Annotated in this window: 17 protein-coding genes and 1 pseudogene; 17 read left to right on the forward strand and 1 reads right to left on the reverse strand. The window is 59.9% G+C overall.

Features of this window, described 5'->3' with window-relative positions:
• Positions 1-33: 33 nt before the first annotated feature.
• From tagH to ACTG1P_RS00830, 17 genes and pseudogenes are all read left to right on the forward strand, one after another.
• Positions 34-1,269, forward strand: coding sequence for a type VI secretion system-associated FHA domain protein TagH (tagH, locus tag ACTG1P_RS00750; RefSeq protein ID WP_440000185.1), 1,236 nt, complete (start codon positions 34-36; stop codon positions 1,267-1,269).
• Complete coding sequence (gene tssJ / locus ACTG1P_RS00755) at positions 1,269-1,784, forward strand: type VI secretion system lipoprotein TssJ (protein WP_019444945.1); 516 nt, start codon at positions 1,269-1,271, stop codon at positions 1,782-1,784. The genes tagH and tssJ overlap by 1 nt, the downstream gene beginning before the upstream one ends.
• Positions 1,785-1,786: 2 nt before the next feature.
• The gene (gene tssK / locus ACTG1P_RS00760) at positions 1,787-3,121 is read left to right on the forward strand and encodes a type VI secretion system baseplate subunit TssK (protein ID WP_278166768.1); all 1,335 of its coding nucleotides are present in this window, start codon (positions 1,787-1,789) and stop codon (positions 3,119-3,121) included.
• A gap of 23 nt (positions 3,122-3,144) precedes the next feature.
• Positions 3,145-3,924, forward strand: coding sequence for a type IVB secretion system protein IcmH/DotU (gene icmH, locus ACTG1P_RS00765; protein WP_219295338.1), 780 nt, complete (start codon positions 3,145-3,147; stop codon positions 3,922-3,924).
• Between the two features lie 20 nt (positions 3,925-3,944).
• Positions 3,945-6,586: pseudogene (tssH, locus tag ACTG1P_RS00770) on the forward strand (type VI secretion system ATPase TssH).
• A 2-nt stretch (positions 6,587-6,588) separates the two neighbouring features.
• Positions 6,589-8,127: a sigma-54 interaction domain-containing protein gene (locus tag ACTG1P_RS00775; RefSeq protein ID WP_019444941.1), complete on the forward strand. Its 1,539-nt coding sequence runs from the start codon at positions 6,589-6,591 to the stop codon at positions 8,125-8,127.
• A complete protein-coding gene (gene vasI, locus ACTG1P_RS00780) occupies positions 8,127-8,732 on the forward strand; it encodes a type VI secretion system-associated protein VasI (RefSeq protein WP_440000186.1) in 606 nt (201 codons plus the stop codon). Before ACTG1P_RS00775 ends, vasI begins: the two co-directional genes overlap by 1 nt.
• 8 nt (positions 8,733-8,740) lie before the next feature.
• Positions 8,741-10,168: a type VI secretion system protein TssA gene (gene tssA / locus ACTG1P_RS00785; protein ID WP_440000187.1), complete on the forward strand. Its 1,428-nt coding sequence runs from the start codon at positions 8,741-8,743 to the stop codon at positions 10,166-10,168.
• Between the two features lie 41 nt (positions 10,169-10,209).
• Entirely contained in the window at positions 10,210-13,707 is a 3,498-nt protein-coding gene (gene tssM / locus ACTG1P_RS00790) for a type VI secretion system membrane subunit TssM (RefSeq protein ID WP_440000188.1), read from the forward strand.
• Between the two features lie 43 nt (positions 13,708-13,750).
• On the forward strand, positions 13,751-15,178 hold the full coding sequence (locus ACTG1P_RS00795; protein WP_440000189.1) for a VasL domain-containing protein: 1,428 nt from the start codon (positions 13,751-13,753) through the stop codon (positions 15,176-15,178).
• A gap of 305 nt (positions 15,179-15,483) precedes the next feature.
• A complete protein-coding gene (locus ACTG1P_RS00800) occupies positions 15,484-15,771 on the forward strand; it encodes a type VI secretion system PAAR protein (RefSeq protein ID WP_019444936.1) in 288 nt (95 codons plus the stop codon).
• A gap of 11 nt (positions 15,772-15,782) precedes the next feature.
• On the forward strand, positions 15,783-17,834 hold the full coding sequence (locus ACTG1P_RS00805) for a type VI secretion system Vgr family protein (RefSeq protein WP_440000190.1): 2,052 nt from the start codon (positions 15,783-15,785) through the stop codon (positions 17,832-17,834).
• Between the two features lies 1 nt (position 17,835).
• On the forward strand, positions 17,836-18,561 hold the full coding sequence (locus ACTG1P_RS00810; protein WP_440000191.1) for a DUF4123 domain-containing protein: 726 nt from the start codon (positions 17,836-17,838) through the stop codon (positions 18,559-18,561).
• Complete coding sequence (locus ACTG1P_RS00815; RefSeq protein WP_120415805.1) at positions 18,558-19,076, forward strand: hypothetical protein; 519 nt, start codon at positions 18,558-18,560, stop codon at positions 19,074-19,076. The genes ACTG1P_RS00810 and ACTG1P_RS00815 overlap by 4 nt, the downstream gene beginning before the upstream one ends.
• A gap of 121 nt (positions 19,077-19,197) precedes the next feature.
• Positions 19,198-19,713, forward strand: a complete 516-nt coding sequence (locus tag ACTG1P_RS00820) for a hypothetical protein (RefSeq protein WP_120415806.1) — start codon at positions 19,198-19,200, stop codon at positions 19,711-19,713.
• Positions 19,714-19,715: 2 nt separating this feature from the next.
• The gene (locus tag ACTG1P_RS00825; RefSeq protein ID WP_440000192.1) at positions 19,716-21,425 is read left to right on the forward strand and encodes a hypothetical protein; all 1,710 of its coding nucleotides are present in this window, start codon (positions 19,716-19,718) and stop codon (positions 21,423-21,425) included.
• Between the two features lie 151 nt (positions 21,426-21,576).
• Complete coding sequence (locus ACTG1P_RS00830; protein WP_440000193.1) at positions 21,577-22,944, forward strand: tetratricopeptide repeat protein; 1,368 nt, start codon at positions 21,577-21,579, stop codon at positions 22,942-22,944.
• Between the two features lie 166 nt (positions 22,945-23,110).
• Here the strand turns inward: ACTG1P_RS00830 and ACTG1P_RS00835 are convergent, their stop codons facing one another.
• Complete coding sequence (locus tag ACTG1P_RS00835; RefSeq protein ID WP_440000194.1) at positions 23,111-23,833, reverse strand: AcvB/VirJ family lysyl-phosphatidylglycerol hydrolase; 723 nt, start codon at positions 23,831-23,833, stop codon at positions 23,111-23,113.
• Positions 23,834-23,844: the final 11 nt, after the last annotated feature.

Consider the following 23,844-nt stretch of genomic DNA (forward strand, 5'->3'; position numbering starts at 1 on the left):
AAATTCAGTGTAGGAATACGTGCAGGAGTGAATGTGGACGACTTTAACCAGCAACTATCTCTGGTGGTGCTCAACAGCGAGCAGCTCGACGGCAGCCAGCAGGTGCAATATCGCTTCGACGAGATGGGGGGAACATTGGGCTCCTCCGAACTGGATGACTGGCAACTGCGAGACAGGTTGGGGGCGGTGATGCCAGCCCATGCCCGCGTCGAGCTCAATGACGGTCGTTTCTGCCTGTGCGATCTCAGCGGCCAGACCTACATCAATGGTGCCACCTCGCCCATCGGGCGGGCTCGCAAGGTCAACCTCGAGCAGGGTGACGAGCTGATTGTCGGCCCTTTTCGCCTGAGAGCCTATCTCGGTGCCATCTCCCCCGAGCAGACTTTGCAGCAGGTGCTGGGCAACCGTCCGACCGAGCAGCTTGATGAGTGGCTGGCCAGCGATCCTCACCACCCCCAGACCCTGGATGATCCACAGGCCTTGGCGGTCGACCCCCTGCTGGCATTGCAGCAGGAGCGTGCGGCCCCGAGTCCGTTGGTTGATGCTCGCCTGCAGGCTCAACCGCAGTTTCAACCGGATATGGACACCGTATCCCTCGCTCCATTTTCAGCCGTCGAGAACACCATGAACCAAGAATTTCTGGATATACCCACCATCGAGAACCACCCCGACTTCCAGCCACTGGAGGGCGTTGATCACGTCGCCCTGACTCCGCTGATGCGTGGTCTTGGCCAGCCGTTGCAGCTGCAAGACACCCAGCAGGCCCACGACATGCTCGAAGAGATGGGCAAGACAGTGCGTGCCATGGTGGAGGGGTTACTGCAACTGCAAAGCGATCAGGCGGCGCTGGCAGATAAGCACCTGCGCCCCATCGAGGACAATCCGCTGCGCCTTGGTCTCGACTATGACGAGACCCTGGCGGTGATGTTTGCCGAGCAGAAGAGCCCGGTGCACCTGACAGCACCGGCGGCGGTGGCCGAGAGTCTGCGCAATGTACGCATTCACCACGTGGCGAACCAGCAGGCTATTGGCGCTGCGCTCGACAGCATCCTGCAGGCCTTCTCGCCCGAGGCGTTGCTCGGTCGTTTCGAGCACTACCGTCGTACCGGTACCCCGGGTGTGGCCGATGAAGGCTGGGCCTGGAACATGTACCAGCACTACTACCGCGAGCTCACCTCCGCCCGTCAGCAGGGGTTCGACAAGCTGTTCCATCAGGTCTACGCCCAGGCGTATGACCAGGCCGTGCGTCAGCAACAGGGACTGATTTGATGATACGTGCACTGTGGTTTGGGGCCTGTCTGCTGGCCCTGGCCGGTTGTACCACCATGGGCAAGATGGCCGATGTGGCCATGAACCCGGATATCCAGGTGGGGAGCAACGATGACCAGCCCTCCACCCTGGGGCTTAGCCTGTTGGCAGAGCCTGATGTCAACCCCAACGAGAGCGGGGAGGCGGCACCCATCGAGTTTCAGGTGGTGCTGCTGGCTGAAGATTCCAAGCTGCTCGCTACTGACTATGACCAGGTGACGGCGGATGTAGAGAAGGCCCTTGGCAAGAACTACCTGGATCATCAGGACTACACCCTGCTGCCCGGCCAGTTCAAATACCTGCCCCCCGTCAAGCTTGACGAGAAGACCCGTTACATCGGCGTGATTGCTCGGTACGCCGATCCGGACAGCGCCGAGTGGCGCAAGGTCATCAAGGTCAAGAGCAAGGGAACGGCCTATCAAATCCTGGTGCACCTGCGCCTGGATGAAGTGGAACTACAAAAAGAAGAAGAATAATCATGTCGAGTCGAAATCGGGTTATCTGGCGTGAAGGGCTCTTTATCAAGCCCCAGCACTTCCAGCAACAACAGAGACATTCAGATTACGCGCTGCACGCGCGTTTGAGCGCGCTGTCCGACTATTTCTACGGGTTGCAGTCGCTCGCTATCAACGAGGATTACCTCGGCTTTGGCCGCATCGCCTTGGTGGGGGCCACCGGTATCCTGCCGGACGGCACTGTCTTCAACATTCCGAACGATGATGTGCTGCCGACCCCGCTGGAGATCACCGATGCCTCGGTGGCCAACCAGAAGGTCTATCTGGCGCTGCCGCTCTCGGTGAGCGGGGTCAACGAGGTCAATCAGGGGGGTCAGGTCGCCACCCGTTTGCAGGCTCATCGCCACGACGTGCGGGATCTGCACAGTGAAGGGGGAGACGTGGTTTCCCTCGAAGTGGGTCGGGTCAGCTTGCGGTTGATGCTGGAGCGGGAGGATCGCAGTGCCTATGCGTCCCTCGCCATTGCCCGCATTCTGGACAAACGTCCGGACGGCGGTCTGGTGCTGGATCCCAACTTCATGCCCTGCAGCATCAGCGTCTCCGCCATCCCGACCCTCAAGCGCTTCCTTGGCGAGTCGGCCGGCCTCGTGGCCGAGCGGGCTCGCAGCCTCTCCCAGCGCATCGCGGCGCCGGGTCAGCAGGGGGTGGCCGATGTGGCCGAGTTCATGATGCTGCAACTGCTCAACCGGGCTCAGCCCCAGCTCTCCCATCTGGCGCGTCTTGGTACCCTGCACCCCGAGCGGTTGCACGAGGCGCTGGTGCAGCTTTGTGGCGAGTTGATGACCTTTACCGACGAGTCCCGTCTGCCGCCTGAGTTCCCCGCCTATCGTCATGACGATCAGCAGGTGAGCTTCGAGCCGGTGATGCTGGCCCTGCGTCAGGCACTCAGTACCGTGCTGTCGCCGCGCGCCGTCTCCATCCAGCTGCGCAAGCACCAGTACGGCATCATGGTGGCCATGGTGAGCGAGAGCGAGCTGATGCAGAGCGCCGACTTCGTGCTGGCAGTGCGTGCCCGTATGCCGCAGGAGCAGCTGCGCAAGCAGTTGCTGCAGCAGACCAAGGTGGCGTCGAGCGACAAGATCCGCGAACTCATCAGCCTGCAGCTGCCAGGTATCCCGCTGTTGCCGCTGCCGGTGGCGCCGCGCCAGTTGCCCTATCACGCCGGTTACAGCTACTTCCAGCTCGACCGTCAGAGCCCTGCCTGGCAGATGCTGGCGGTCAGCAACACGCTCGCCTTCCACATTGCCGGCGATTTCCCCGAGCTCGACATGCAGCTCTGGGCCATCCGTAGCCAGTGATCGCATCAAGGAAACAAGCAGAGATGACCACGGACATTATCAACAACGAGCAACTGAGCGACCTGCTGTTCGATCACGCCGAGCAGCTGGACATGGATTCGGACTACTGGTTCCGCCTGCGTGGCCAGAGCATCAACCCGATGATCGATGCGGTGACCCCGCTGCTGGGGCTGGTGCAGCGGGTGCGTCTGTTGTCGCGCTACGACCGGGTGCCTGAGCTTTATCAGCGGGTGGTGACCGAGATCCAGGCCATCGAACAGGAGTTGATGGCGCAGGGTTACGAGAACGGCGTCGTCCTCTCGTTTCGCTACATCCTCTGTACTTTCATCGATGAGGCGGTGATGGGGCGCGACTGGGGCAGCCAGAGCGAATGGTCCCAACACTCACTGCTGGCCCGGTTTCACAACGAGACCTGGGGGGGCGAGAAGGTATTCGTGCTGTTGTCGCGTCTGCAGGAAGATCCGGTGCGCTATCGCGACATCCTGGAGTTCATCTATCTCTGCCTTTGCCTCGGTTTTGAGGGGCGCTACAAGGTTATGAGCCAGGGCCGTGACGAGTTTGAACGGATCGTCAAGCAACTGCACAAGCAGTTGTCCCTCGAACGTGGCGGTGAGGCACCCAGCGTGTTTCATCTCGACCTCGGTCAGCAGGCGTCTCGCTACCAGCTGCGCAAACAAGTCTCCCTGCGCACCCTGTTTATGGGCTGCGCGTTGATCCTGGCCATCATCTTTGGCCTCTATCACCACCAACTCAATAACCAGACCCAGGACGTACTGCGTCAACTGGGCGAATTATTAAAATAAATACTTAAGGAGAGCACGCCTTGATTCGTATAGAGCTACCGGTACTGGTGGAAAGACTCAACCCCATCTGCCGTCACATGCTGGAGGAGGCCGCGGCCCTCTGTGTTAATCATCAGGGCGCCGAGATCCGCATCGAGCACCTGCTGCTGAAGATGCTAGAGACCCCCCTCAGCGATGTGCGTCAGATCCTCAAACGGGCCGAAGTTGAGGTTGAAGAGTTAAAGAGCCTGCTGCAGCCTTCGGCGGCCGATAACGGTTATGGTCAGGGTTATCCCTCCTTCTCGCCGCTATTGGTGGAATGGCTGCAAGACAGCTGGCTGCTCGCCTCTGCCGAGTTGCAACATGGTCAACTGCGCAGCGGCGTCATGCTGCTGGTGCTGCTGATGACTCCCCAGCGTTACTTGCCGGGCTCGGTGACCCGTTTGCTTGCCAACATCAATCGCGAGCTGCTGCGCCAGCAGTTCGACGAGTGGGTGAAAGAGTCTGCCGAGACCCAAGTGACCGTTCTGCCAACGGCACTTCGACTCAGGCCGCGCTGCCCGCCGATGCCAGCCTGCTGGCCCGCTTCACCGTCAACGTCACCGAACAGGCCCGTCAGGGAACCCTGGATCCGGTACTCTGCCGGGATCACGAGATTGATCTGATGATCGACATCCTCTCCCGTCGCCGCAAAAACAACCCCATCGTGGTGGGGGAGGCGGGTGTCGGTAAAAGTGCCCTGATCGAAGGGTTGGCGCTGCGCATCGTCGCAGGCCAGGTGCCGGAAAAATTGCGCGATGTGGAGCTGATGACCCTGGATCTTGGCGCCATGCAGGCCGGAGCCTCGGTCAAGGGGGAGTTCGAGAAGCGTTTCAAGGGGGTGATGCAGGAGGTCAAGGACGCCGTGCGACCTGTCATCCTCTTTATCGATGAGGCCCACACCCTGATCGGGGCGGGCAATCAGGCGGGGGGGCTGGATGTCTCCAACCTCATCAAACCTGCGCTGGCCCGTGGCGAGCTGCGCACCATCGCCGCCACCACCTGGGGCGAGTACAAGAAGTACGTGGAAAAAGATGCCGCCCTGTCGCGCCGTTTCCAGCTGGTGAAAGTGGGTGAGCCCAATGCCGACGAGGCCACCGTGATCCTGCGCGGTCTGCGCAGCATCTACGAAAAGGCCCATGGGGTGCTGATCGATGAGGAAGCGCTGCAAGCCGCTGCCCAGCTCTCCGCCCGTTACATCTCCGGTCGTCAACTGCCGGACAAGGCGATCGACGTACTCGATACCGCCTGTGCCCGGGTAGCCATCAACCTCACCACGCCGCCGCGTGCCGTCAGCCATTTGCAAAACGAACTGCGCCAGCGTGAGCTGGAGATCCGTCAGCTGGAGCGCCAGAGCCTGATCGGTCTGGGTGACAACGATGAGCGACTCACAGAACTGAAAGCGGCCCAGCAGGCCTGCCGTGACACCCTGCGTGAGCAGGAAGCACAGTGGCAGCAACAGCAGGGATTGGTGCATCGGATTGTCGAACTGCGTGCCGCTCTGCTGGCCGATCAGCAGGATGAGATGCTGGCCAGAGAAGCGCTGGATCTCGCCGATGCGCCGCTCGATCCGCAAGCGGCTGCCGAGCAGCTGGCCGGGCTCGAGCGCGAGCTGGCCGAGCTGCAACAGGGTGAGGTACTGGTCTCTGCCCATGTCGACAAGACTCAGGTCGCAGCGGTGATCGCCGAGTGGACCGGGGTGCCGCTTAATCGCATCTCCCAAGGGGAGCTCGATGTAGTGACCCGTCTGCCGGAGTACCTTGGCGAGCTCATCAAGGGGCAGGATGTGGCGGTGGCCCATCTGCACAAACACCTGCTGACCGCCCGCGCCGATCTGCGTCGTCCAGGCCGTCCGCTGGGGGCTTTCCTGCTGGTGGGGCCAAGCGGGGTCGGCAAGACCGAAACCGTGCTGCAGATTGCCGAGCTGATGTTTGGCGGTCGCCAGTATCTGACCACCATCAACATGTCCGAGTATCAGGAGAAGCACACAGTTTCCCGTCTGATCGGCTCGCCTCCCGGCTATGTCGGCTTTGGCGAGGGTGGCGTGCTGACCGAAGCCATTCGGCAGAAGCCCTACTCGGTAGTGCTGCTGGATGAGGTGGAAAAAGCCCATCCTGACGTGCTCAACCTCTTCTATCAGGCGTTCGACAAGGGCGAGTTGGCCGATGGGGAAGGGCGGATCATCGACTGCAAGAACGTGGTCTTTTTCCTCACCTCCAACCTTGGTTTCCAGACCATCGTCGATCATGCCGAGCAGCCTGATGACCTGCTGGATGCACTCTATCCGGAGCTGGCTGCCTTCTTCAAACCGGCCCTGCTGGCGCGAATGGAGGTGATCCCCTACCTGCCGCTCGGTCACGACACCCTGGTACAGATCGTCGGTGGCAAACTCAACCGACTGGTCAAGCTGCTCAAGGAGCGTTTCGGTGCCGAGGTGGAGCTGGAGAGCGAGGTGGCCGAGGAGATCCTGTTGCGGGCCAACCGCAGCGAGAACGGCGCGCGGATGCTGGAGTCCGTCATCGACGGTGCCCTGCTGCCGCCGGTTTCCCTGCAACTGTTGCAGCGCCTCTCGGCCGGTGAGCCCATCAACCGGGTGCGCTTCTCGGTGGCCGATCACCAGTTTGTGGCCGAGGTGGAGGGCTGACCATGGAGCAAGCCCTCGCATTCGCCCTAGCGCTCACCTCGCAACGGGATGAACAACATCTCTGCCACTGGTGGAGCTCGACCCTCCATGCCAGCTTCCAGCCCAAAGGACTGCTGCTTGGCATGCTGGACGTGAGCGGCCGCCAGCTGGAGTGCAAAGGGTGGGTCAAGGGACAGGAGGTTGCGCTGGCGCTGGCGGTGGATGATTTCTCTCATCCACTCGCCTATGTGCTGCACAAGGCGCAATCCCGCACCTGGGATTCCCTCCATGGCGGTGCCCGCATTGAGCACGCCGGTTTTCGCGCACTGCTGGCCAACCTTGGCCAGCAGTGCGGTCTGCATGCCTTTCCGCTCAATGATGGCAACGGCAAGCCGTTTGCCGTGCTGGCGATGATGGACAGTGGCGATGTGTTGCAGGAATGGGCGGCTCGCCCCGAGCTGGCCAGTCTGGCGCAGGTCTTTTGCAACCAGCTCACCCTGATCCGCGATCTGGGTCGTAGCCGCCGGGATCAGAACGTGCTGCGCGACTCCCTGCGTCAGATCAAGGGGGAGGGGGAGCGCCAGCGCCAGCACGAGAAGTTGCTGGGGGATCAGCTGGTTGGCCAGTCGGCGGTGATCCGCGGCTTGCGCGAGCAGATCGCCCAAGCGGGCCAGCACAAGCTGACCGTGCTTATTCAGGGGGAGACCGGCAGTGGCAAGGAGGTGGTCGCCCGCTTGGTGCATCAGTGCTCCGAGCGCGCCGCCAAGCCGTTCGTCGCCATCAACTGTGCCGCCATCCCTGAGAATCTCATCGAGAGCGAGCTGTTCGGTTATCAGAAGGGGGCCTTCTCCGGCGCCCTCTCCAACAAGACCGGACTGGTGGCGCAGGCCAATGGTGGCACCCTGTTTCTGGATGAAGTGGGCGATATGCCCGCTGCCATGCAGGCCAAGCTGCTACGGGTGCTGGAAACCCGCAGCTACCGGCCGCTTGGGGCAGAGCAGGAGTATCACTCCGATTTTCGCCTCATCGCGGCCACCCATCAGCCGCTGACCCGCCATGTGGAGGAGGGCCGGTTCCGTGCCGACCTCTACCACCGCCTCTGCCAGTGTCTGCTGTTGATCGCCCCCTTGCGCGAGCATATCGAGGATGTGCCGCTGCTCTGTCAGCACTTCATGGCCCAGTTTGCCGCGCAGGATGACAAGGGACTGGCTGGCTTGCAGCGCAAGTTCCTTAAGCAACTGCAAAGTTACGACTTCCCCGGCAACGTGCGCGAGCTGCGCAATCTGCTGGAGGTGGCCTGTGCCCACACCCGTCATGGTGAAGAGGTGGGGCTTGGCGCCTTGCCGCCGGAGCTGCGGGATCGGGTCTGTGCCGAGCTGCCCGATGCGCTGGATGATTACAACCATATCCGCGATCTGCGCCGGGCCATGCAGCAGTACGAGGCATCGGTGATTGAAGCGCGCCTGCGCTACTTTCAGGGCAATCGCATGCTGGTAGCCGAGAGCCTCAATATTCCCAAGCGCACCCTGGATCACAAGTGCCAGAAACTGGAGGTGAACTGATGAGCATCATGGGTTTGTTGCCCCTGCTGCTGGCGACCGGCAATGCGGTGCCTCCCCTCGATATGGCGGCGTGGCAAGCGTGTCGTCGCGAGCCATCCCCTCTGATCCGGCTCGCCTGCTATGACGCCCTTGGCAATGAGGCGACACCATCAGGTAGCAAGGAGAGCACCAAGTCTCCGGCCTGGCTGGCGATAGCGGAGCTGGAGTTGGCCCGAGTGCCGGATAGCTCACCCTTCCTGTTGCGACAGGATGAGGAGAGCGGCACGGCGGTATTGACCCGTCCGGCCCTGCGCGGTGCCACCCTGGCGATTGGTTGTGTCAACAGCATCACCCATATTCGCTTGCGGCTGGATGCGCCGTGGCGCGGGGAGAGTGTCGCGGTCGCGCTGGATGGACAAGCGACTCGCAGCAGTCAGAGCTGGTTTATCCGGGATCAGGGATGGTTGCTCGAATATGGCCGCGGTCTGCCCGCCATCGAGGAGCTAAAACGCTGGATCGGTCATCGTGAATTGCAGGTTCAGGCGGCCAACGGCGCCTTGCTGCGGGTCGATCTCAGCGGCCTGAAAGAGGCGCTGATACCGGTGCGCCAACAGTGTCGCTGGTAGGGGGGAAGATGAGCTATCAACACCCCTGGTGTAGCCGTCTGCTCACCAGCTTGCCGGATGCACAGATCAAAGGTGCTGTGCTGGCCGATGAGCCTCGCTGGGACTATGTGGAGACCGAGCTGGTCAAGTTGGGCTCCCTTGCCCACAGCCAGGTCGATCTCAATGCGGTCGCCGAAGCCTGTCTGGGGTTGCTGGAGAGCCGCACCAAGGATATGCGGGTGCTGGCACAGCTGTTGCGCTGCCTGCAGCACCCCGCCAAGGCGACCCCGATGGGGGCTGCGCTGAGCTTGCTGGAAGTCTGGATCAAGGCTTACTGGCTGTTGGCCTGGCCCGGGAATGCGACCCAGAAGCAGCGATTGATGGTGCAGATCATCAAGCGCTTCGAGGGTGCCCTGCCGAGGGTGAGCGAGAGCGCCTCGGCGGCGGAACTGGCGCAGTTGCTTGCGCAGGCAGAACAGCTGGAGGCCGTCTGGCTGGCCCAGTGCCCTGACAAGGGGGAACTTCTGGATCCTCTGGTGATGGGGTTGAAGCGGGCCCAGCGACAGCAGGTTGCCCAGGCCCAGGCTGATGCCGGAGGTCAACCTGCAAGCAGCGCTGTGGCAGCCACCGCCAGTGCTAGCGGCATGGCAGGCACCATGGTGCTCAGTGGCAGCAGCAAGGGCTCCGGGGTCGAGATTGATAGCTCCAACGATCGGGCATGGCGACAGACCCAGCTCAAGGTGGCGGAGCTGCTGATTGAGCGCCAGCCGGAGGCGGCGATCGGCTATCGGCTGCGTCGTCACGCCATCTGGGCCGGCATCACCACCCCGCCGATAACGGCGCAGGGGAACAAAACCCAGCTGGCCTCCATGTCGGCAGACATGGTGGACGAGTATCGCGCAGCCATGGGCACGCCAGATCTGGCGCTCTGGCAGCGCATCGAGCAGAGCCTGACGCTGGCCCCTTACTGGTTCGAGGGGCACAGGCTCTCGGCCGAGGTGGCCCAGAAGCTGGGATATGGCGCGGTGGCACAGGCGATCATGGCGGAGCTGGATGCGTTTTTGCAGCGCCTGCCCGCGCTGCGGGATCTCACCTTCAGCGATGGTTCCCCGTTTCTCTCCCCCGAGTGCAGCCGCTGGTTGCAGCCTGCCAAGAGCAGTGGGGGCGGCAGCGGACAGGCCGAACTGGCCGAGGAGGTCGCCTTGCGTCATGGGGAGCAGGGGATTGCCGCCGCGCTCGCACTGCTTGATGAGCGGATGGCACAGATGAAAGAGTCAAGAGCCCGCTTCCATGCCTTGCTGGTGCAGGCGGAGTTGTTGGAGCAAGAAGGCATGGAGGCGCTTGCGCGCCAGCAATATCAACACTTGTGGCAAGAGGCGGAGCGCCTCGGGTTGTCTCAGTGGGAGCCCGGGTTGGTCAGCCGCCTGGCCCCCTATGCCACCCATTTGCCGAAATAAGTGCCGAAATGAGTCATTGAGTCGGAGTTGGATCACATTTTATGTTCAAAACCATCTTTACCTTTCTGCGGCAACAGCTGCCGAAACTGAAACCCTCCTGGCCCCTGCTCGGTGTGGTGCTGTGGGTTGTCGCCCTGATCCTGGTGTGGTGGCTGGGGCCTCGCATCGAGATCCGTGATGCCAAGCCATTCGAACCCTTGTGGGGGCGGGTGGTATTTACCCTGCTCTGGCTCTGGTTGCTGCTGGGGGTACTCTCCTGGCGGGTATGGCGCAAGATGAGGCAGCTCAAGGCCGAGCGCCAGCATGAGGTGCTGCTGGAACAGGATCCGGTCAAAGGGCTCATCGACAAACAGGCGCTGTTCCTCAATCGTTGGTTGCAAGCCCTGAATGAACACCTTGGCAAGGGGGCGCTCTACGCCATGCCCTGGTATCTGGTGCTGGGTTTGCCCGGCAGCGGCAAGAGCAGCCTGATCCACCGTGCCAATCCGGCCAACAAGCTCAATCCCAGACTCGATACCGAACTGCGGGACGTGGCGCAAGGCCAGCTGGTCGATTGCTGGCTGGGGGAGCAAGCCGTGATGCTGGATCCGGCCGGCGCGCTGTTGTCACAAGCCGAGCCAGAGCTGGATCCGCAAGCTCGCAAGCATGAGCGGCTCTGGTTGCATCTGCTGAACTGGCTCAACGAGCACCGTCGTCGTCAGCCCCTCAATGGTCTGGTACTGACTGTTGATTTGGCATGGCTGTCCGCGGCCAGCGTGGCCGAGCGTAAGGCGTATGCCCAGCTGATGCGGGCCCGGTTGCAAGAGGTGTCGGCCACCATGAATACCCGGCTGCCACTCTATGTCACATTCACCAAACTCGACATGCTGCGCGGCTTTGATGTGGTCTATGAGCAGCTGGATAAAGAAGCCCGTGACGCCGTACTGGGGGTGACCTTCAACCCCGGCAGCAGTCAGGGCAAATCCTGGCAGCAGGATCTGGCCCTGTTCTGGGATCAGTGGGTCGACAATCTCAACCGCAATTTGCCCGAGATGATGCTGGCCCGGCTCGATGCCGCCCAGCGTAACGCCCTCTTCTCGTTTGTCCGTCAATTGGCGGGTCTCAAGGATTATGTGACCAGCCTGCTCGATGAAACCCTGACCATTGAAGAGAGCAAACCACTGCTGGTGCGTGGTGTCTATATCAGCTCCGTCTATCAGCAAGGTGTCCCGTTCGATGCCTTTGCTCAGGCCGCTTCCCGGCGTTACAGCTTGCCCGAGCCGATTCACTCCGCCCTGCGCGGGGAGTCCAACACCTATTTTGTGCGCAAGTTGTTCTCTTCGATCATCTTCCCCGAGGCCCATCTGGCCGGCGAAAACCGACTGCATACCCTCTATCGTCGTCGCCGGATGGCCATTGGCCTGAGTTGCCTGTCGCTCTTCTCTGCGGCCCTGATCGGTGGCTGGCACTACTTCTATCGGGTCAACGAGGAGGCGGGGTGCAATGTACTGACCAAGGCGCAAGCGTTCACCGAGACCAACGAGGTCGCTGATGAACATGCCTTCGGTGTCAGCCAGTTGCCACGTCTCAACCTTATTCGCGAGGCGACCCTCTCTTTTGGCAACTATCGTGAGCGGATGCCGCTGGTGGCAGACCTTGGTCTCTATCAGGGGGATGAGATTGGCCCCTATGTGGAAGGCTCCTATCTGCAACTGCTGGGGCTACGTTTCCTGCCTGCCCAGATGCAGGGACTGCTGGAGGATCTCAACCGGGCACCGGCTGGCAGCGAAGAGAAGCTCTCCATCCTGCGGGTGATGCGGATGCTCGATGATGCCTCCGGTCGCAACAAGGAGCTGGTGGAGCAGTACATGGCCAGCCGCTGGCAGAAAGCGTTCCCGGGACAGGGGGCGGTCCAGGAGCAGTTGATGGGGCATCTTGACTATGCCCTCGATCATACCGACTGGCATGGTGCTCGCGCTGCCCGTGATCAGGCCGCCATCACGGCATTTGTGCCATTCAAGGAGCCTGTGTATGGCGCCCAGCGTGAACTGGGCAAATTGCCCATGTATCAGCGGGTCTATCAGAATCTGGTGGTGAAGGCGGGTGATGTGTTGCCGCCGGATCTCAATGTCCGTGACGAGGTGGGCCCCACCTTCGACACCGTGTTTGCCCTGCGCAACGAGAGCGCTGGTCAGGTGCCGCGTTTGCTGACCTGGCCCGGGTTCAGTGACTTCTTCCTCAAGCAGGACAAGGCGCTGATCGATCTCACCGCTATGGATGCCTGGGTGCTGGGCCAGCGCAAGCTGAGCCAGTTGAGCGAGGCGGATCGCAAGGAGATCACCCGTCAGGTCAACGATCGCTATGTCACCGATTACGTCAACCAGTGGCAAAAATTGCTGACCAATCTGGATGTGCAGACCCTTGCCAGCCCCGAGCAGGCGCTCGATGTGCTCTCTGCCATCACCGGCAACGACCAGCCATTCCAGCGGGTGCTCGCTGCGCTGGATGACAATACCCGTATTCGCAAGATCTCCGATGCGGAAGGAGATCCGGCGCAGGCGATCACTGCCCGGATCGGTCGCCCCTTTATGGCCACCAATGGCGTCTTGACTGGCCGTGGGGAACAGGGGCCGCTCATTTCGGAAGTGAACCAGAAGCTGATTGAGCTTCAGCACTATATGGAGCTGATCGTCAATGCCACCGAGCCGGGACAGTCAGCCCTCAAGGCGGTGCAACTGCGTTTGACCAACAAGTACGCCGATCCGGTCTTTGCATTGCAGCAATATGCTCGTGGTCTGCCCGAGCCGCTCAATCGCTGGGTGGGTCAACTGGCGGATCAGAGTTCGCAACTGGTGATTGATCTGGCGATGTCATCCCTCAATCAGGAGTGGCAGGCGAAGGTGCTGGCACCGTTCAACAGCCAACTGGCGGATCGCTATCCATTCAACCCGGGTTCTGCCAAGGATGTGCCACTCTCCGAGATGGAGCGCTTCTTTGCCCCTGGTGGCACCCTGGACAGTTTCTATCAGGTCAACTTGAAACCCATGGTGGAGGGGGGCTTGATGGAGGGAGAACTGAGCTCACCCATTCAGGCGGAGCTGATCAAACAGCTGGATCGCGCTGCGCGGATCCGCCAAATCTTCTTCAGCCAGCAGGGCAATCTGGAGGTGCAATTTGCCCTCGAGCCCATCGAACTCACCGCCAACAAGCGGCGCAGTGTGCTCAACCTGGATGGCCAGTTGCTGGAGTATGCCCACGGCCGTCGCAACAAGATCCCGCTGGTGTGGCCAAACACCATGCGCGACGGGGCCGAAAGCAAGATCACCCTGGTACCGGCTGCCCGCGAACGTTCACCGCGCAGCGAGGGCTTTGTCGGTCCCTGGGCCATGTTCCGCCTGATGGACAAGGGGGAGCTGACTCAGGTCAACGAGGCCACCTTTGATGTGCGTTTCCCGGTGGATCAGGGGGCCATGACCTATCGGGTCTATACCGACAGCGCCCAGAACCCCTTCACCGGGGGCCTGTTCAGCCAGTTCAGCTTGCCTGAATCCCTCTATTGATCATGTTGGGGGGCGCCATGCCCCCCGCATTTTGGAATCCGATATGTCACAGAATCAACAAGGCCAGCAGGCATTGAAAGTGGGGCGTGACCCCAGAATGTTGCCGGAGTACGAGGCGTTGCGCGCCGAGATCAACAAGCTCAGCCACGCCTCCCGCCCCGAGGTGGATTGGGTCAGGATCCATCAGCTCGCCAGTCAAATCTTTGAAAAGCACGGGGTGGATCTGCAAACCGCCATCTACTTCACTCTTGCGCGCTCCCGCATTCAGGGGCTGAGCGGCTTTACCGAAGGGTGCGAGTTTCTCGCCAACCTGATCGTCACCCAGTGGGATAGTTTCTGGCCACCAGTGCATCAGGAGCGGGCCCGTATCGAGATGCTCGACTGGTTTATCGCCCGCATCAGCGACGTGATCCGCCAGTACCAGATCAGCCACGAGGACAAGCGGTTGATCTACCGCTGCGAGCGGGCGCTGCAACTTATCAGCGAGAAGCTGCACAACGCCGGTTTGAGCCGCATCCCCCGGGTCGAGAATCTGGTGCACTTCATCGAGGGGTACACCCATCTGTTTGACGAGACCGAGATTGTCATCGTCTCCGATGAGCCGGGCCTCAAGGATGAGCTGCAGATCCCGCCGATGGTCTTCTTCAAATCCGACATGGAGAGCGACCACGGCGCCTCTGTCGGGGCAACCCCGCACCTGCCTCAGGGCAGTATCCTGGTGGGGCGTGAGAAGGGGCAGATGAAGCCGACCGTGCTCAAGATTGAGCAGCACCGCAAACAGCGGCCGGCCTGGTTCTGGTTTGGCTGTGGCCTGCTCACCTGCGCCTTGCCCATGATGGGATGGCTTGGCTGGCAACATCAGCAGCAGGAGAAGGTCATCGCGGCGCACCGGTTGCAACAACCCGCTGCAGCGTTACCGCAGGCACTGAGTTATGACGACATTCGGCAGGCGCGCATCGTGCTGGGGGAGCAGACCCTGCAGGGGATGGAGAGCGAGCTGGTGTCGCGTTATCAGGCCCAACTGGATCGGCTTGAGCAGACCTCGCCCCTCTACTGGTACCGCTATGGCGAGGGGCTGCGCAATTCGCTGCAGATGCTCTATCCCGACTCGCTGGCGGTCAAGGCGCTGGACAAGCAGTGGCAGACCGCGCTGGCCGGCCAGCAAGGGGATCTCAACCGGGTTCCGACCTATCTGGAGGCGCGCGCCGGGGTCGATGCCCTGATCGATCAGCTGCTGGAGCTGGAGCGTCAGCGCAAGACGGTCACGATTTCCTACCTCAAGTCTCAGCTCTACGAGGTACAGAAGAACCTGATGCTGGAGGTCCCGTTCAGTTTACGTCTGAGCGAACTGGAGGCGCGAAAAGCGTCGCAGGAGCCTATTACGGCCGCCGAGCTGAAAGGGATAGAGAGTGACTTGAAAGCACTCAACATCCGGCTTTACCAACTGCAACAGGGACTATCCGGTAGCTGATTGCTCTGTTATACGCAACCAGTTGCGCATACTCCAGATGGTTGCACTGCAGATGCAATATTTTGCAGGGGGATTGCCCAGTTTGCGCAATCTCTTGCAAATGGATAACCCTATCATCTATCGAAAGAGGTTAACCATTTGATTTTATTTGGCTAATTGCGCCAGCACTGAATGGCATAGCCTGTGCTGCGGCCTGTTCTGTTTATCCGCTGTTTATCAAAATCGCCTGTGCCTGGTGCGTTCCACCGGGCACAGGGGCAGAGGGATGATGTCTGTGCGTCTCCCCACTCATATGGAGAATGACTATGTGCCCCGCTATCGCACTGCTCGGTGACATCGGCACCGACCACGATGGCTTCCCACCGACCCCGGTGATAGCTGCCAGTCCCGACGTGTTCCTCGATGGCAAGCCTGTGGCTCGTCAAGGTGATCCACTGGCGCCCCATGACAAGCCCAACAACCCGCCGCACCCACGTGCCATTGCCGGTGGTGTTGGCTCTGTGCTGGTGAATGGCAAACCCATCGCCGTCACAGGCACGGCAGTGGATTGTGGTGGCGTGGTGATTGGTTCCGGTAGCGGACAGGCAGGATAAGGAACAGAGTCATGGCGCAAAGCACAGGATTACAATTTACGGTCAAGGTGGGGGCGTTGCCCGAGAGCACCTTTGTGGTGGCCAGTTTTCAGCTGGATGAGGGGCTGAACCGGCCGTTCAACCTGCAGCTGGAGTTGGCGAGTAGCCAGCCTGATGTCGACTTTGGCGCCGTGCTGGACCAGCCATGCGAGCTGATGGTGTGGTACAACGGCGAGCTGCAGCGTCGGGTATGCGGGGTTGTGAGCGAGTTTGCCCAAGGGGACAGCGGCTTTCGTCGTACCCGCTACCAGTTGCAAGTCAAACCGGCCCTGTGGCGGCTGGGGCTGCGCCAGAACTCCCGCATTTTTCAGGCGCAGAAGCCCGAAGAAATCCTCAGTATCCTGCTGCAAGAGCACGGCATCACCGATTACGCCTTTGCCCTGAAAAACGAGCACGCCCAGCGGGAATACTGCGTGCAGTACCGCGAAACCGACCTCGATTTCGTCAACCGTTTGGCCGCCGAAGAGGGGCTCTTCTACTTCCACGAGTTTGGAGCAGGCAAACATCGCATCGTGTTTGCTGACGATGCGGCAGCCCTAACCGCTGGCCCCGAGCTCTTTTTCAACCTCGGCAACCGCTCGCTGGAACAAGGTCCTTACGTGCGCCAGTTCCACTACCGCGAGGCGGTGCGCCCCTCTGATGTGGAGCTCAAGGACTACAGCTTCAAGACTCCGGCCTATGGCCTCTCCCACAAAAAGCAGGGGGCAGAGCTTGAGCACCAGCGCGACACCTACCAGCACTTTGACTACCCGGGTCGCTACAAGCAGGACGGCAGCGGCAAGGCCTTTGCCCAGCACCGGCTCGATGCCCTGCGCAATGACGCGGTGGCAGGCAGTGGCAAGTCCAACAGCGCGGCGCTGCTGCCGGGTCAGCACTTTTCATTGACCGAACACCCCAACGGCAGCCTCAACAGCGACTGGCAAATCGTCCATATCCGCCACACCGGTGAACAACCCCAAGCCCTGGAAGAGGAAGGCGGCAGCGGCCCGACTGTCTACTACAACGAATTTGGCGTAGTGAAAGCGAGTACCACCTGGCGCGCCCGCATCGGCAGCCCCGAGGCTCCCCACAAGCCCATGGTGGACGGCCCGCAAATTGCCATGGTGGTGGGCCCCGATGGTGAAGAGATTTACTGCGACGAACACGGCCGGGTAAAACTGCAATTCCCGTGGGACCGCTACGGCTCAAGCAACGACCAGAGCTCCTGCTGGGTGCGGGTATCGCAAGGCTGGGCCGGTGGCCAGTACGGCATGATGGCCATCCCCCGTGTTGGTCATGAGGTCATTGTTTCGTTTCTGGAAGGAGACCCCGACCAGCCTATCGTGACCGGTCGCACCTACCACGCCACTAACCGGCCACCGTATGAGTTGCCCGCTAATAAGACTCGCACCGTGCTACGCACCGAAACCCACAAGGGTGAGGGTTTTAACGAACTTCGTTTTGAAGACCAGGCGGGGCAGGAAGAGATTTATATTCACGGTCAGAAAGACCTGAACGTACTTATCCAGAACGATGCTGCCTGGCATATCAAGCATGACGAGCATCGTGACATCGACAACGTGCGGGTCACCCGCATCAAGGCCAACGACCATCTGACGGTGGAGGGCGAGAAGCGCGACCACATCAAGGCTGATTATTCGCTGACCGTAGATGCCTCCCTGCATCAGAAGCTGGGTCAATCCCTGCTGGTTGAAGCTGGGCAAGAGGTACACCTGAAATCCGGTAACAAGATAGTACTGGAAGCCGGTGCTGAGCTGACACTCAAGGTTGGCAGCAGCTTTGTGAAGGTTGACCCTAGTGGGGTGACGCTGGTTGGCCCCAGCATCAAGATGAACTCCGGCGGCAGTCCGGGGTCTGGCTCTGGTTGGGCGGGTCAACTGCCAAGCTTACCCGGTGCGGTGGAGGTCGTCCCTCCACCCAAGCCACCGCTGTTTAAGGCCATGCCACCCTTGGAAAAACCAGTCTGCATTCCTTGCATGCTGAGAGCCATGGCTCAGGGCGATGCCGTGGTGAAGGGAGAGTAAGATGCTACCTGAACTAATCTGGCGTGAAGGAAAGACTGTAGCCCTTCTCGAAGCGGCCCATCTTAGTGCCGAGCAGCGAGAGAAGCTGAGTGAGGGGCAGTTTTTGCCGCTCTATCTGCATGACGATCTGTTTGAGCTGGTCAATCTTGGCCCCTGGCTCTGGCAGTGCTCACAACAGGATGAAGGCTTGCTGGCCGAACTCGCCGAGCAGGGGCATGTCGTGGGGCTGATTGACTGCGACCGAACGGTGGAAACACTGCAAGAGCAGTTGGCTCTGGGAGCAAGAGTGATAGAACCAAACGGCAAGTACAGTATGCTGCTGCGGTTCTATACCCCTGACGCCTTGCCCTTGCTGCTTGAGCAGCAGGATGCCCTCTGGCTTGGCGGTATCTTTGGTGGCATCAGTCGTTGGTGGCTGCGGGAGTGCAATGGCAACTGGCGTGAGCTGGACTTGTCTGTCCCCCCGGCAGAACCAGTTCTGGTACAACTGACCCCGGCACTTTATCAAGCATTGGAAGGATCACCGCAAGCCCATCGACTGCTGGCTCTCTGGCAATCAGGGGATAATATTGCTCAGTTTCCGCCTTGTGAGCGGATGGCCATGGTTCGCAAGGCACTCGACAAGGCCAAGCAGGCAGGGGCAACCGACGCTCAGTTAATGCTCTGGGGATTGGCCTATCTGGAAGGTGGGCGCTCATCCTTGGAGCAACTCAAGCAATCAGCATGACAGTAGAAAGAAACCTGACACGATTTATTTCCACGATGGCTACGGCTGCGTGGAACTTGATGCCTCGTTGGGGGCGCGGGTTGAGTGCCATTGTACTGGTGCTCTGGCTGGGATGGACGTTTCTGGTGCAGGAGAGACATGGCGGAGCTTCAGTTGTGCTCATGTCGGTGATCGACCGCCCAATCAGTTACGTCTATGTCAATGGCAAGATGGGCAGCAACACATTTGCGTTTGATGGGTTTGGTGCGGGCGGGGGCGGCAGTGCGGGCCCCTATAAGATCGACGGCGATACGGTGAAGATCGACTGGTTGCTAAGTACCACGCTTGACCAGCTGGAAAAAGAAGGATTGCGGCCTGAAAAGCACTCGATAACCTTACCCATGCCCAAGCGGGAGAAGGGGCAGGATGATTTCTGTGTATTGATGCTGCCTGACAATACCCCAATGATTCGTTGGGCCCGTAGCTGCCCGGTGGAGATGGATAGCATTGTTGATACCTATCGGACGAGTAAATAGTGATGGTGGATAGGGATGACCAGACGTGTCGTATTGAACGTGAAGAAAGCCTCCATCAAGTGGACATCGGCACCAGTTCGCCGGTTGAGCGTTTGGCCCAGGAAAAACGAAAGAGACAAACATGACAGTAGAAAGAAGCCTGACACGATTTATCTCCACGATGGCCACGGCTGCGTGGAACTTGATGCCCCGTTGGGGACGCTGGCTGAGTGCCATTGTGCTGGTGCTTTGGCTGGGATGGACGTTTCTGTTGCAGGAGCGACATGGCGGGGCCGCTATCGTGGTCATGTCGGTGATGGATCGCCCCATCAGTTACGTCTATGTGAATGGCAAGATGGGCAGCAACACATTTGCGTTTGATGGGTTTGGTGCGGGCGGGGGCGGCAGTGCGGGCCCCTATAAGATCGACGGCGATACGGTGAAGATCGACTGGGAACTCGATATGACCGAGGAGCAAGAAAAAGCAGGCTACCAATTTGAAAAACACTCGCTCACCCTGCCCATGCCCAAGCGGGAGAAGGGGCAGGATGATTTCTGTGTATTGATGCTGCCTGACAATACCCCAATGATTCGTTGGGCCCGTAGCTGCCCGGTGGAGATGGATAGCATTGTTGACACCTATCGGACGAGGAAATAGTGATGGTGGATAGGGATGACCAGAAGTGCCGTATTGATCGAGAAGAGAGCCTTCATCAGGCGGGGATCGGCACTTGCTCACTGGCGTTGCAAATAGGTTTTTTCTTTGATGGCACCAAGCGGAATATCTACACAGATGAAGAGAGCCAGCGGCTGACCAATGTGGGACGTCTGTTTCGAGCCCATCCGGATGAAATCAAGGCTCCACTCACCTCGTCCTATTCATACGCCAAGGTTTACATTCCAGGCTTGGGCACAGAGCTCAACGATACGACCTCTGAGCAACTGGACAGCATCTTGGATGCAAGGCAGCAGGCGTTAACTAAAGATTACATTGACGAGTTGGTTGGTCAGGCCAAAGAAACGGCCGTCGATGCTCTCAAGAGCAAGAGGGATTGGAGCAAGGTTCTTAGCAATAAGCTGGGTGATCTACTGACACTTAAGAGTAGTGGTGAAGCTTCTTTCTCTGCACTCAAAAATGCGGCCAAGCGAGCAGTCGTGGAAGCCGTGGCACCTATCCGGGATAACCCGCTGGTCGCAGACTTGCTTATGACCGGGGTCGATGCCCGAGTCGACTTTGCCAAGAACCGCTTCAAAAAGAACGTGTCTGCTTCCAAAGAACTGAACCAGCTTCCCATCAAATTGATCCAGGTATCGGTCTTCGGTGCCGATCTGGGGGCAGCTCTGGCTCGCCGCTTTATCGAGGAGCTGCTGGAGTCGCTCTGTACCAAGGTGGGCAACGAGTACCGCTACGAGGAGAGCAAGGTCGAGGTGATCTTCGCTGGCCTCTTCGACAGTTCACGGCGTAGCCTGCTCGATATGGGTGACACTGTTGCGGAAGTATCTGACTGGGCCGGTCTGTTGACCAAAAATCCGGCTGGCGTGCCGTTGGGCGTAGTGGCTGGGGCCAAGGTAATCGACTATGACAAGCCCCTTCACCCTGCCGTCAAGCGAGCATTGCATCTGGTTGCCGCCCACGAACGGCGAGACTATCGCCCACTGCTACCCCTTGGGCCGCTCAAGCCAGGTTGGCGGGAGGAGCTCTGCCCTGGCATCAGCGAAGATGTTACCGGGGGCTTGCTGCCCAACGAACAGCGGCCCAGTGCCGAGCTTTGCCGGGTGCCGCTTAGAAAAATGTTTGATACCGCTCGTCGGGCTCAGGTGCCGTTCCCAAACTTTCGTACTTTGGAAAAAACATCCCGTAAGGTTGCTAGCTACTTCGTTATGCTGGACAACCTGGCTGGACGCTCGGTGCAGGATTTCAGCGACTATTACCAGAAGTGGGCCGGTCGGGTCGATCCTACTCCGGCAGGTTTCGAACGGCATATGACTTGTTACTGTATCTGGCTGGGAGAAAAGCTGTTCGACTACCGGGCTCGCCTCGAGGTTGCTCGTGGTAGTGAACGCGATGAACTCAAGGCTCGTTGGGGCTGGCTTGAGCAGGTTGGAAAGGATGCCGATGACATCGTGATGTGGCAACGCTACCAGAGCAAGACTGTACAGGCCGCGAAATATGTAAAGTACTTTAACGAGTCTCAACGGGTACCACGTGAAGTGGATGCTTTCTTCAACTACTTCATGCATGACTTCAGCTCGAAGGAGCTCAAGCACGCCACGATCGACGCTCAGGCCAATACCATGCTCCGCAGCAACAACTTCTTCGTTCCCCGTGGCATTGAGGCGGTGGAAGCTGATGAGGAGGCAGCAGCATAGAGCAGCACAACCCTCCTGACAGGCAAGGCTGATGGCCAGGGAAGGCGCTGCATCAGCTATATGCCCATCAGGTGGCTGCGGCGCATAACGAACCCGCTTGCAAGATGGCAGTGATTTATCCGCAACATTTTCACTCAGAGTAGATTTTTCCATGAAATTTCGTGCTTTATGGCTGGTGCTGGCGACCGGTATGCTCGCAGCCTGCTCTTCTACTACGTCACTCACTGATGCCGATCTATCCCAAGCCGCAAAGCAAGGGGATGGCCGCGCCCAGTATGAACTGGCCAAACGGCTGGCAACCCAACCCGATTACCCCAATGCCATGCACTGGATGCAGCAAGCGGCAGAGCAGTCTGGCCCCTTGGCTGCCGATCAAAAGATCCGCGCCAATGCTGCCTGGCAAGTCGGTGAGTGGTATCAGGCCGGGCTCGGGGAGCCCAAAAATCCAATGCTGGCCACTCAGTGGTGGCAGCACTCTGCTCGCCTTGGCAACACCAACGTCAGCTATCGGCTGGGGCTGATGTGTCAGGAGCAACATCAAGGCAAGCTGGCGAGTGATTGTCTCGACTGGTTCGAGCAGGCTGCCAAGCGGGATCATGCCGACGCTCAGTTGATCCTGGCCCGCTGGTACAGCACACAACCGGGGGCCGATACGGACGCCGTCAAGTGGCTTGAGCGAGCTGCAGAACTGGGTAACCGTGATGCCCAGTACCTGCTGAGTCAGCGCTATGACATGGGCAAAGGGGTTGCCACACGGCCGGATATTGCCCAGCGCTGGAACGACAAGGCAGCAGCCCAGCAGCAACCGGACGCTTTGCTAAAGCAAGCCAGACAGGCCGCCCCTATCCATGGGTTCGCTGCCTATCAACGGGCGGCCAATGCGGGCTCTGCCGAGGCTGAACTCTGGCTAGGGATGGCATATCTGGCAGGGGAGCAAGTCCCCGCAGATCCCGCTTTGGGGCACTATTGGTTAGAGCTGGCAGCCGGACACGGTTCCCACGAAGCCGAGTACCAACTGAGCTTGCTGCAGGTAGACCGGGAGCAGCAGATCCACTGGTTAATGCGTGCTGCTGACGGTGGTGTGGCCAGGGCATGGTTCGATCTGGCAGCACTGCAACAGGAGCAAGGTGAACTGGAGCAGGCCAGAGCCAGCTATGCCAAGGCCGCCCGGCAAGGGAATAGGGCTGCACTCTATGCCTACGGTGAAATGCTGCGTTTGGGGCAAGGGGGCAAAGAAGATTACGCGTTGGCACTCAAGCAGTATCGCCTGGCGGCCCAACAGGGTGATCGTATGGCGCAATACCGGATGGGAACCATGCGTGAAGAGGGACTGGGGGCTCCGCGCAACCGAGTACATGCCTATGCCTGGTTATCTATGGCGGCAACAGAAGGGATGCCAGAAGCCGTGCAGGCTCGTGATGAGCTGGAAGCAGCGATGACCAAGCCGGAGGTCAAACAGGCGCAGAAACTGTCGGAGCACTGGTTTGGCAAAATGACATCAACCGTAAACAAGAGCTAAACACGACCTCCAGGACCAGTATGGGAATGTAATCGTAATCTGGTAGGAAGTGATTCACGTGCCTTGTCAAATTAGGGTTAAAGGGCCTCTCGCAAGAGAGGCTCTTTTCATTGCTAGCTGATTTTGCCCTGCTCGGTACTTGAAAGGCATTCCGTGGTGATACCGGTTAATGCTCCACAGTCAGCGGATCCGGGAGCAGGTTCAGATGCTTGGTGATGGCCCGATAGAGCTGGGGGTAGTTATCGTCAAAATGGTGTCCTCCCGGCAGGGTGACGGTGGTGACGTTGGGTTGTTTGAGACGGGGGCAGAGGCGGTCGCCGTCATCATCATCGGCTCCTTGCAGGCAGAGCATCGGCAGGTCGCGGATGGTCTTCACCTGCGGTTCGGTCGGGTAGCTGCGGGCCTTGTGAGTCAACATGTCGCTGACGTGGATCTCGAAATCCGAGCTGGTGGAGGGGGAGAGCATCACGGCCCCGACCAGTCCCTGGCGATAGTGCTCCGGCAACCGGTTGATGACGAAGGGGACAATCTCGGCACCAAACGAGAAGCCGACCAGCAGCCAGCGGGGGCGCTGCCAGCGAGTCTGGTAATCATCGAGGATCCGCTCCAGATCGGCGGTCACCTGCTCCGGGGTTTTCTTCTTCCAGTAGTAGGTGAGGGAGCTCCAGCCCACGACCGGCATGCCGTGCAGCTGAAACTGGGCGCTCAACCCCTTGTCGAGGGCCGCCCAGCCACCATCGCCGCTGAGAAAGATCACCATGGGGGCGTCGGATGGCTGCTTGACCGGCAGCTCAATCAGGCTCAGGTCATCCTTGACCGGGGCGGCGTGCGCCGCAAAAGATGAAACGGGCAGTACGAGACTGAGTAACAGCAATATCAGGGCTCTCATTGGCCATGCTC

Source organism: Aeromonas sp. 11P, assembly GCF_051920165.1.
GTDB classification, from domain to species: domain Bacteria; phylum Pseudomonadota; class Gammaproteobacteria; order Enterobacterales; family Aeromonadaceae; genus Aeromonas; species Aeromonas veronii.

Excerpts from the sequence above, each read along its gene's own strand:
- ACTG1P_RS00830 (WP_440000193.1), top strand. The coding sequence starts at position 21,577 with ATGAAATTTCGTGCTTTATGGCTGGTGCTGGCGACCGGTATGCTCGCA.
- ACTG1P_RS00810 (WP_440000191.1), top strand. The coding sequence starts at position 17,836 with ATGCTACCTGAACTAATCTGGCGTGAAGGAAAGACTGTAGCCCTTCTC.
- tssK (WP_278166768.1), top strand. The coding sequence starts at position 1,787 with ATGTCGAGTCGAAATCGGGTTATCTGGCGTGAAGGGCTCTTTATCAAG.
- ACTG1P_RS00820 (WP_120415806.1), top strand. The coding sequence starts at position 19,198 with ATGACAGTAGAAAGAAGCCTGACACGATTTATCTCCACGATGGCCACG.
- ACTG1P_RS00800 (WP_019444936.1), top strand. The coding sequence starts at position 15,484 with ATGTGCCCCGCTATCGCACTGCTCGGTGACATCGGCACCGACCACGAT.
- ACTG1P_RS00795 (WP_440000189.1), top strand. The coding sequence starts at position 13,751 with ATGTCACAGAATCAACAAGGCCAGCAGGCATTGAAAGTGGGGCGTGAC.
- tssJ (WP_019444945.1), top strand. The coding sequence starts at position 1,269 with ATGATACGTGCACTGTGGTTTGGGGCCTGTCTGCTGGCCCTGGCCGGT.
- ACTG1P_RS00775 (WP_019444941.1), top strand. The coding sequence starts at position 6,589 with ATGGAGCAAGCCCTCGCATTCGCCCTAGCGCTCACCTCGCAACGGGAT.
- icmH (WP_219295338.1), top strand. The coding sequence starts at position 3,145 with ATGACCACGGACATTATCAACAACGAGCAACTGAGCGACCTGCTGTTC.
- ACTG1P_RS00805 (WP_440000190.1), top strand. The coding sequence starts at position 15,783 with ATGGCGCAAAGCACAGGATTACAATTTACGGTCAAGGTGGGGGCGTTG.
- ACTG1P_RS00825 (WP_440000192.1), top strand. The coding sequence starts at position 19,716 with ATGGTGGATAGGGATGACCAGAAGTGCCGTATTGATCGAGAAGAGAGC.
- vasI (WP_440000186.1), top strand. The coding sequence starts at position 8,127 with ATGAGCATCATGGGTTTGTTGCCCCTGCTGCTGGCGACCGGCAATGCG.
- ACTG1P_RS00815 (WP_120415805.1), top strand. The coding sequence starts at position 18,558 with ATGACAGTAGAAAGAAACCTGACACGATTTATTTCCACGATGGCTACG.
- tssM (WP_440000188.1), top strand. The coding sequence starts at position 10,210 with ATGTTCAAAACCATCTTTACCTTTCTGCGGCAACAGCTGCCGAAACTG.
- ACTG1P_RS00835 (WP_440000194.1), bottom strand. The coding sequence starts at position 23,833 with ATGAGAGCCCTGATATTGCTGTTACTCAGTCTCGTACTGCCCGTTTCA.
- tssA (WP_440000187.1), top strand. The coding sequence starts at position 8,741 with ATGAGCTATCAACACCCCTGGTGTAGCCGTCTGCTCACCAGCTTGCCG.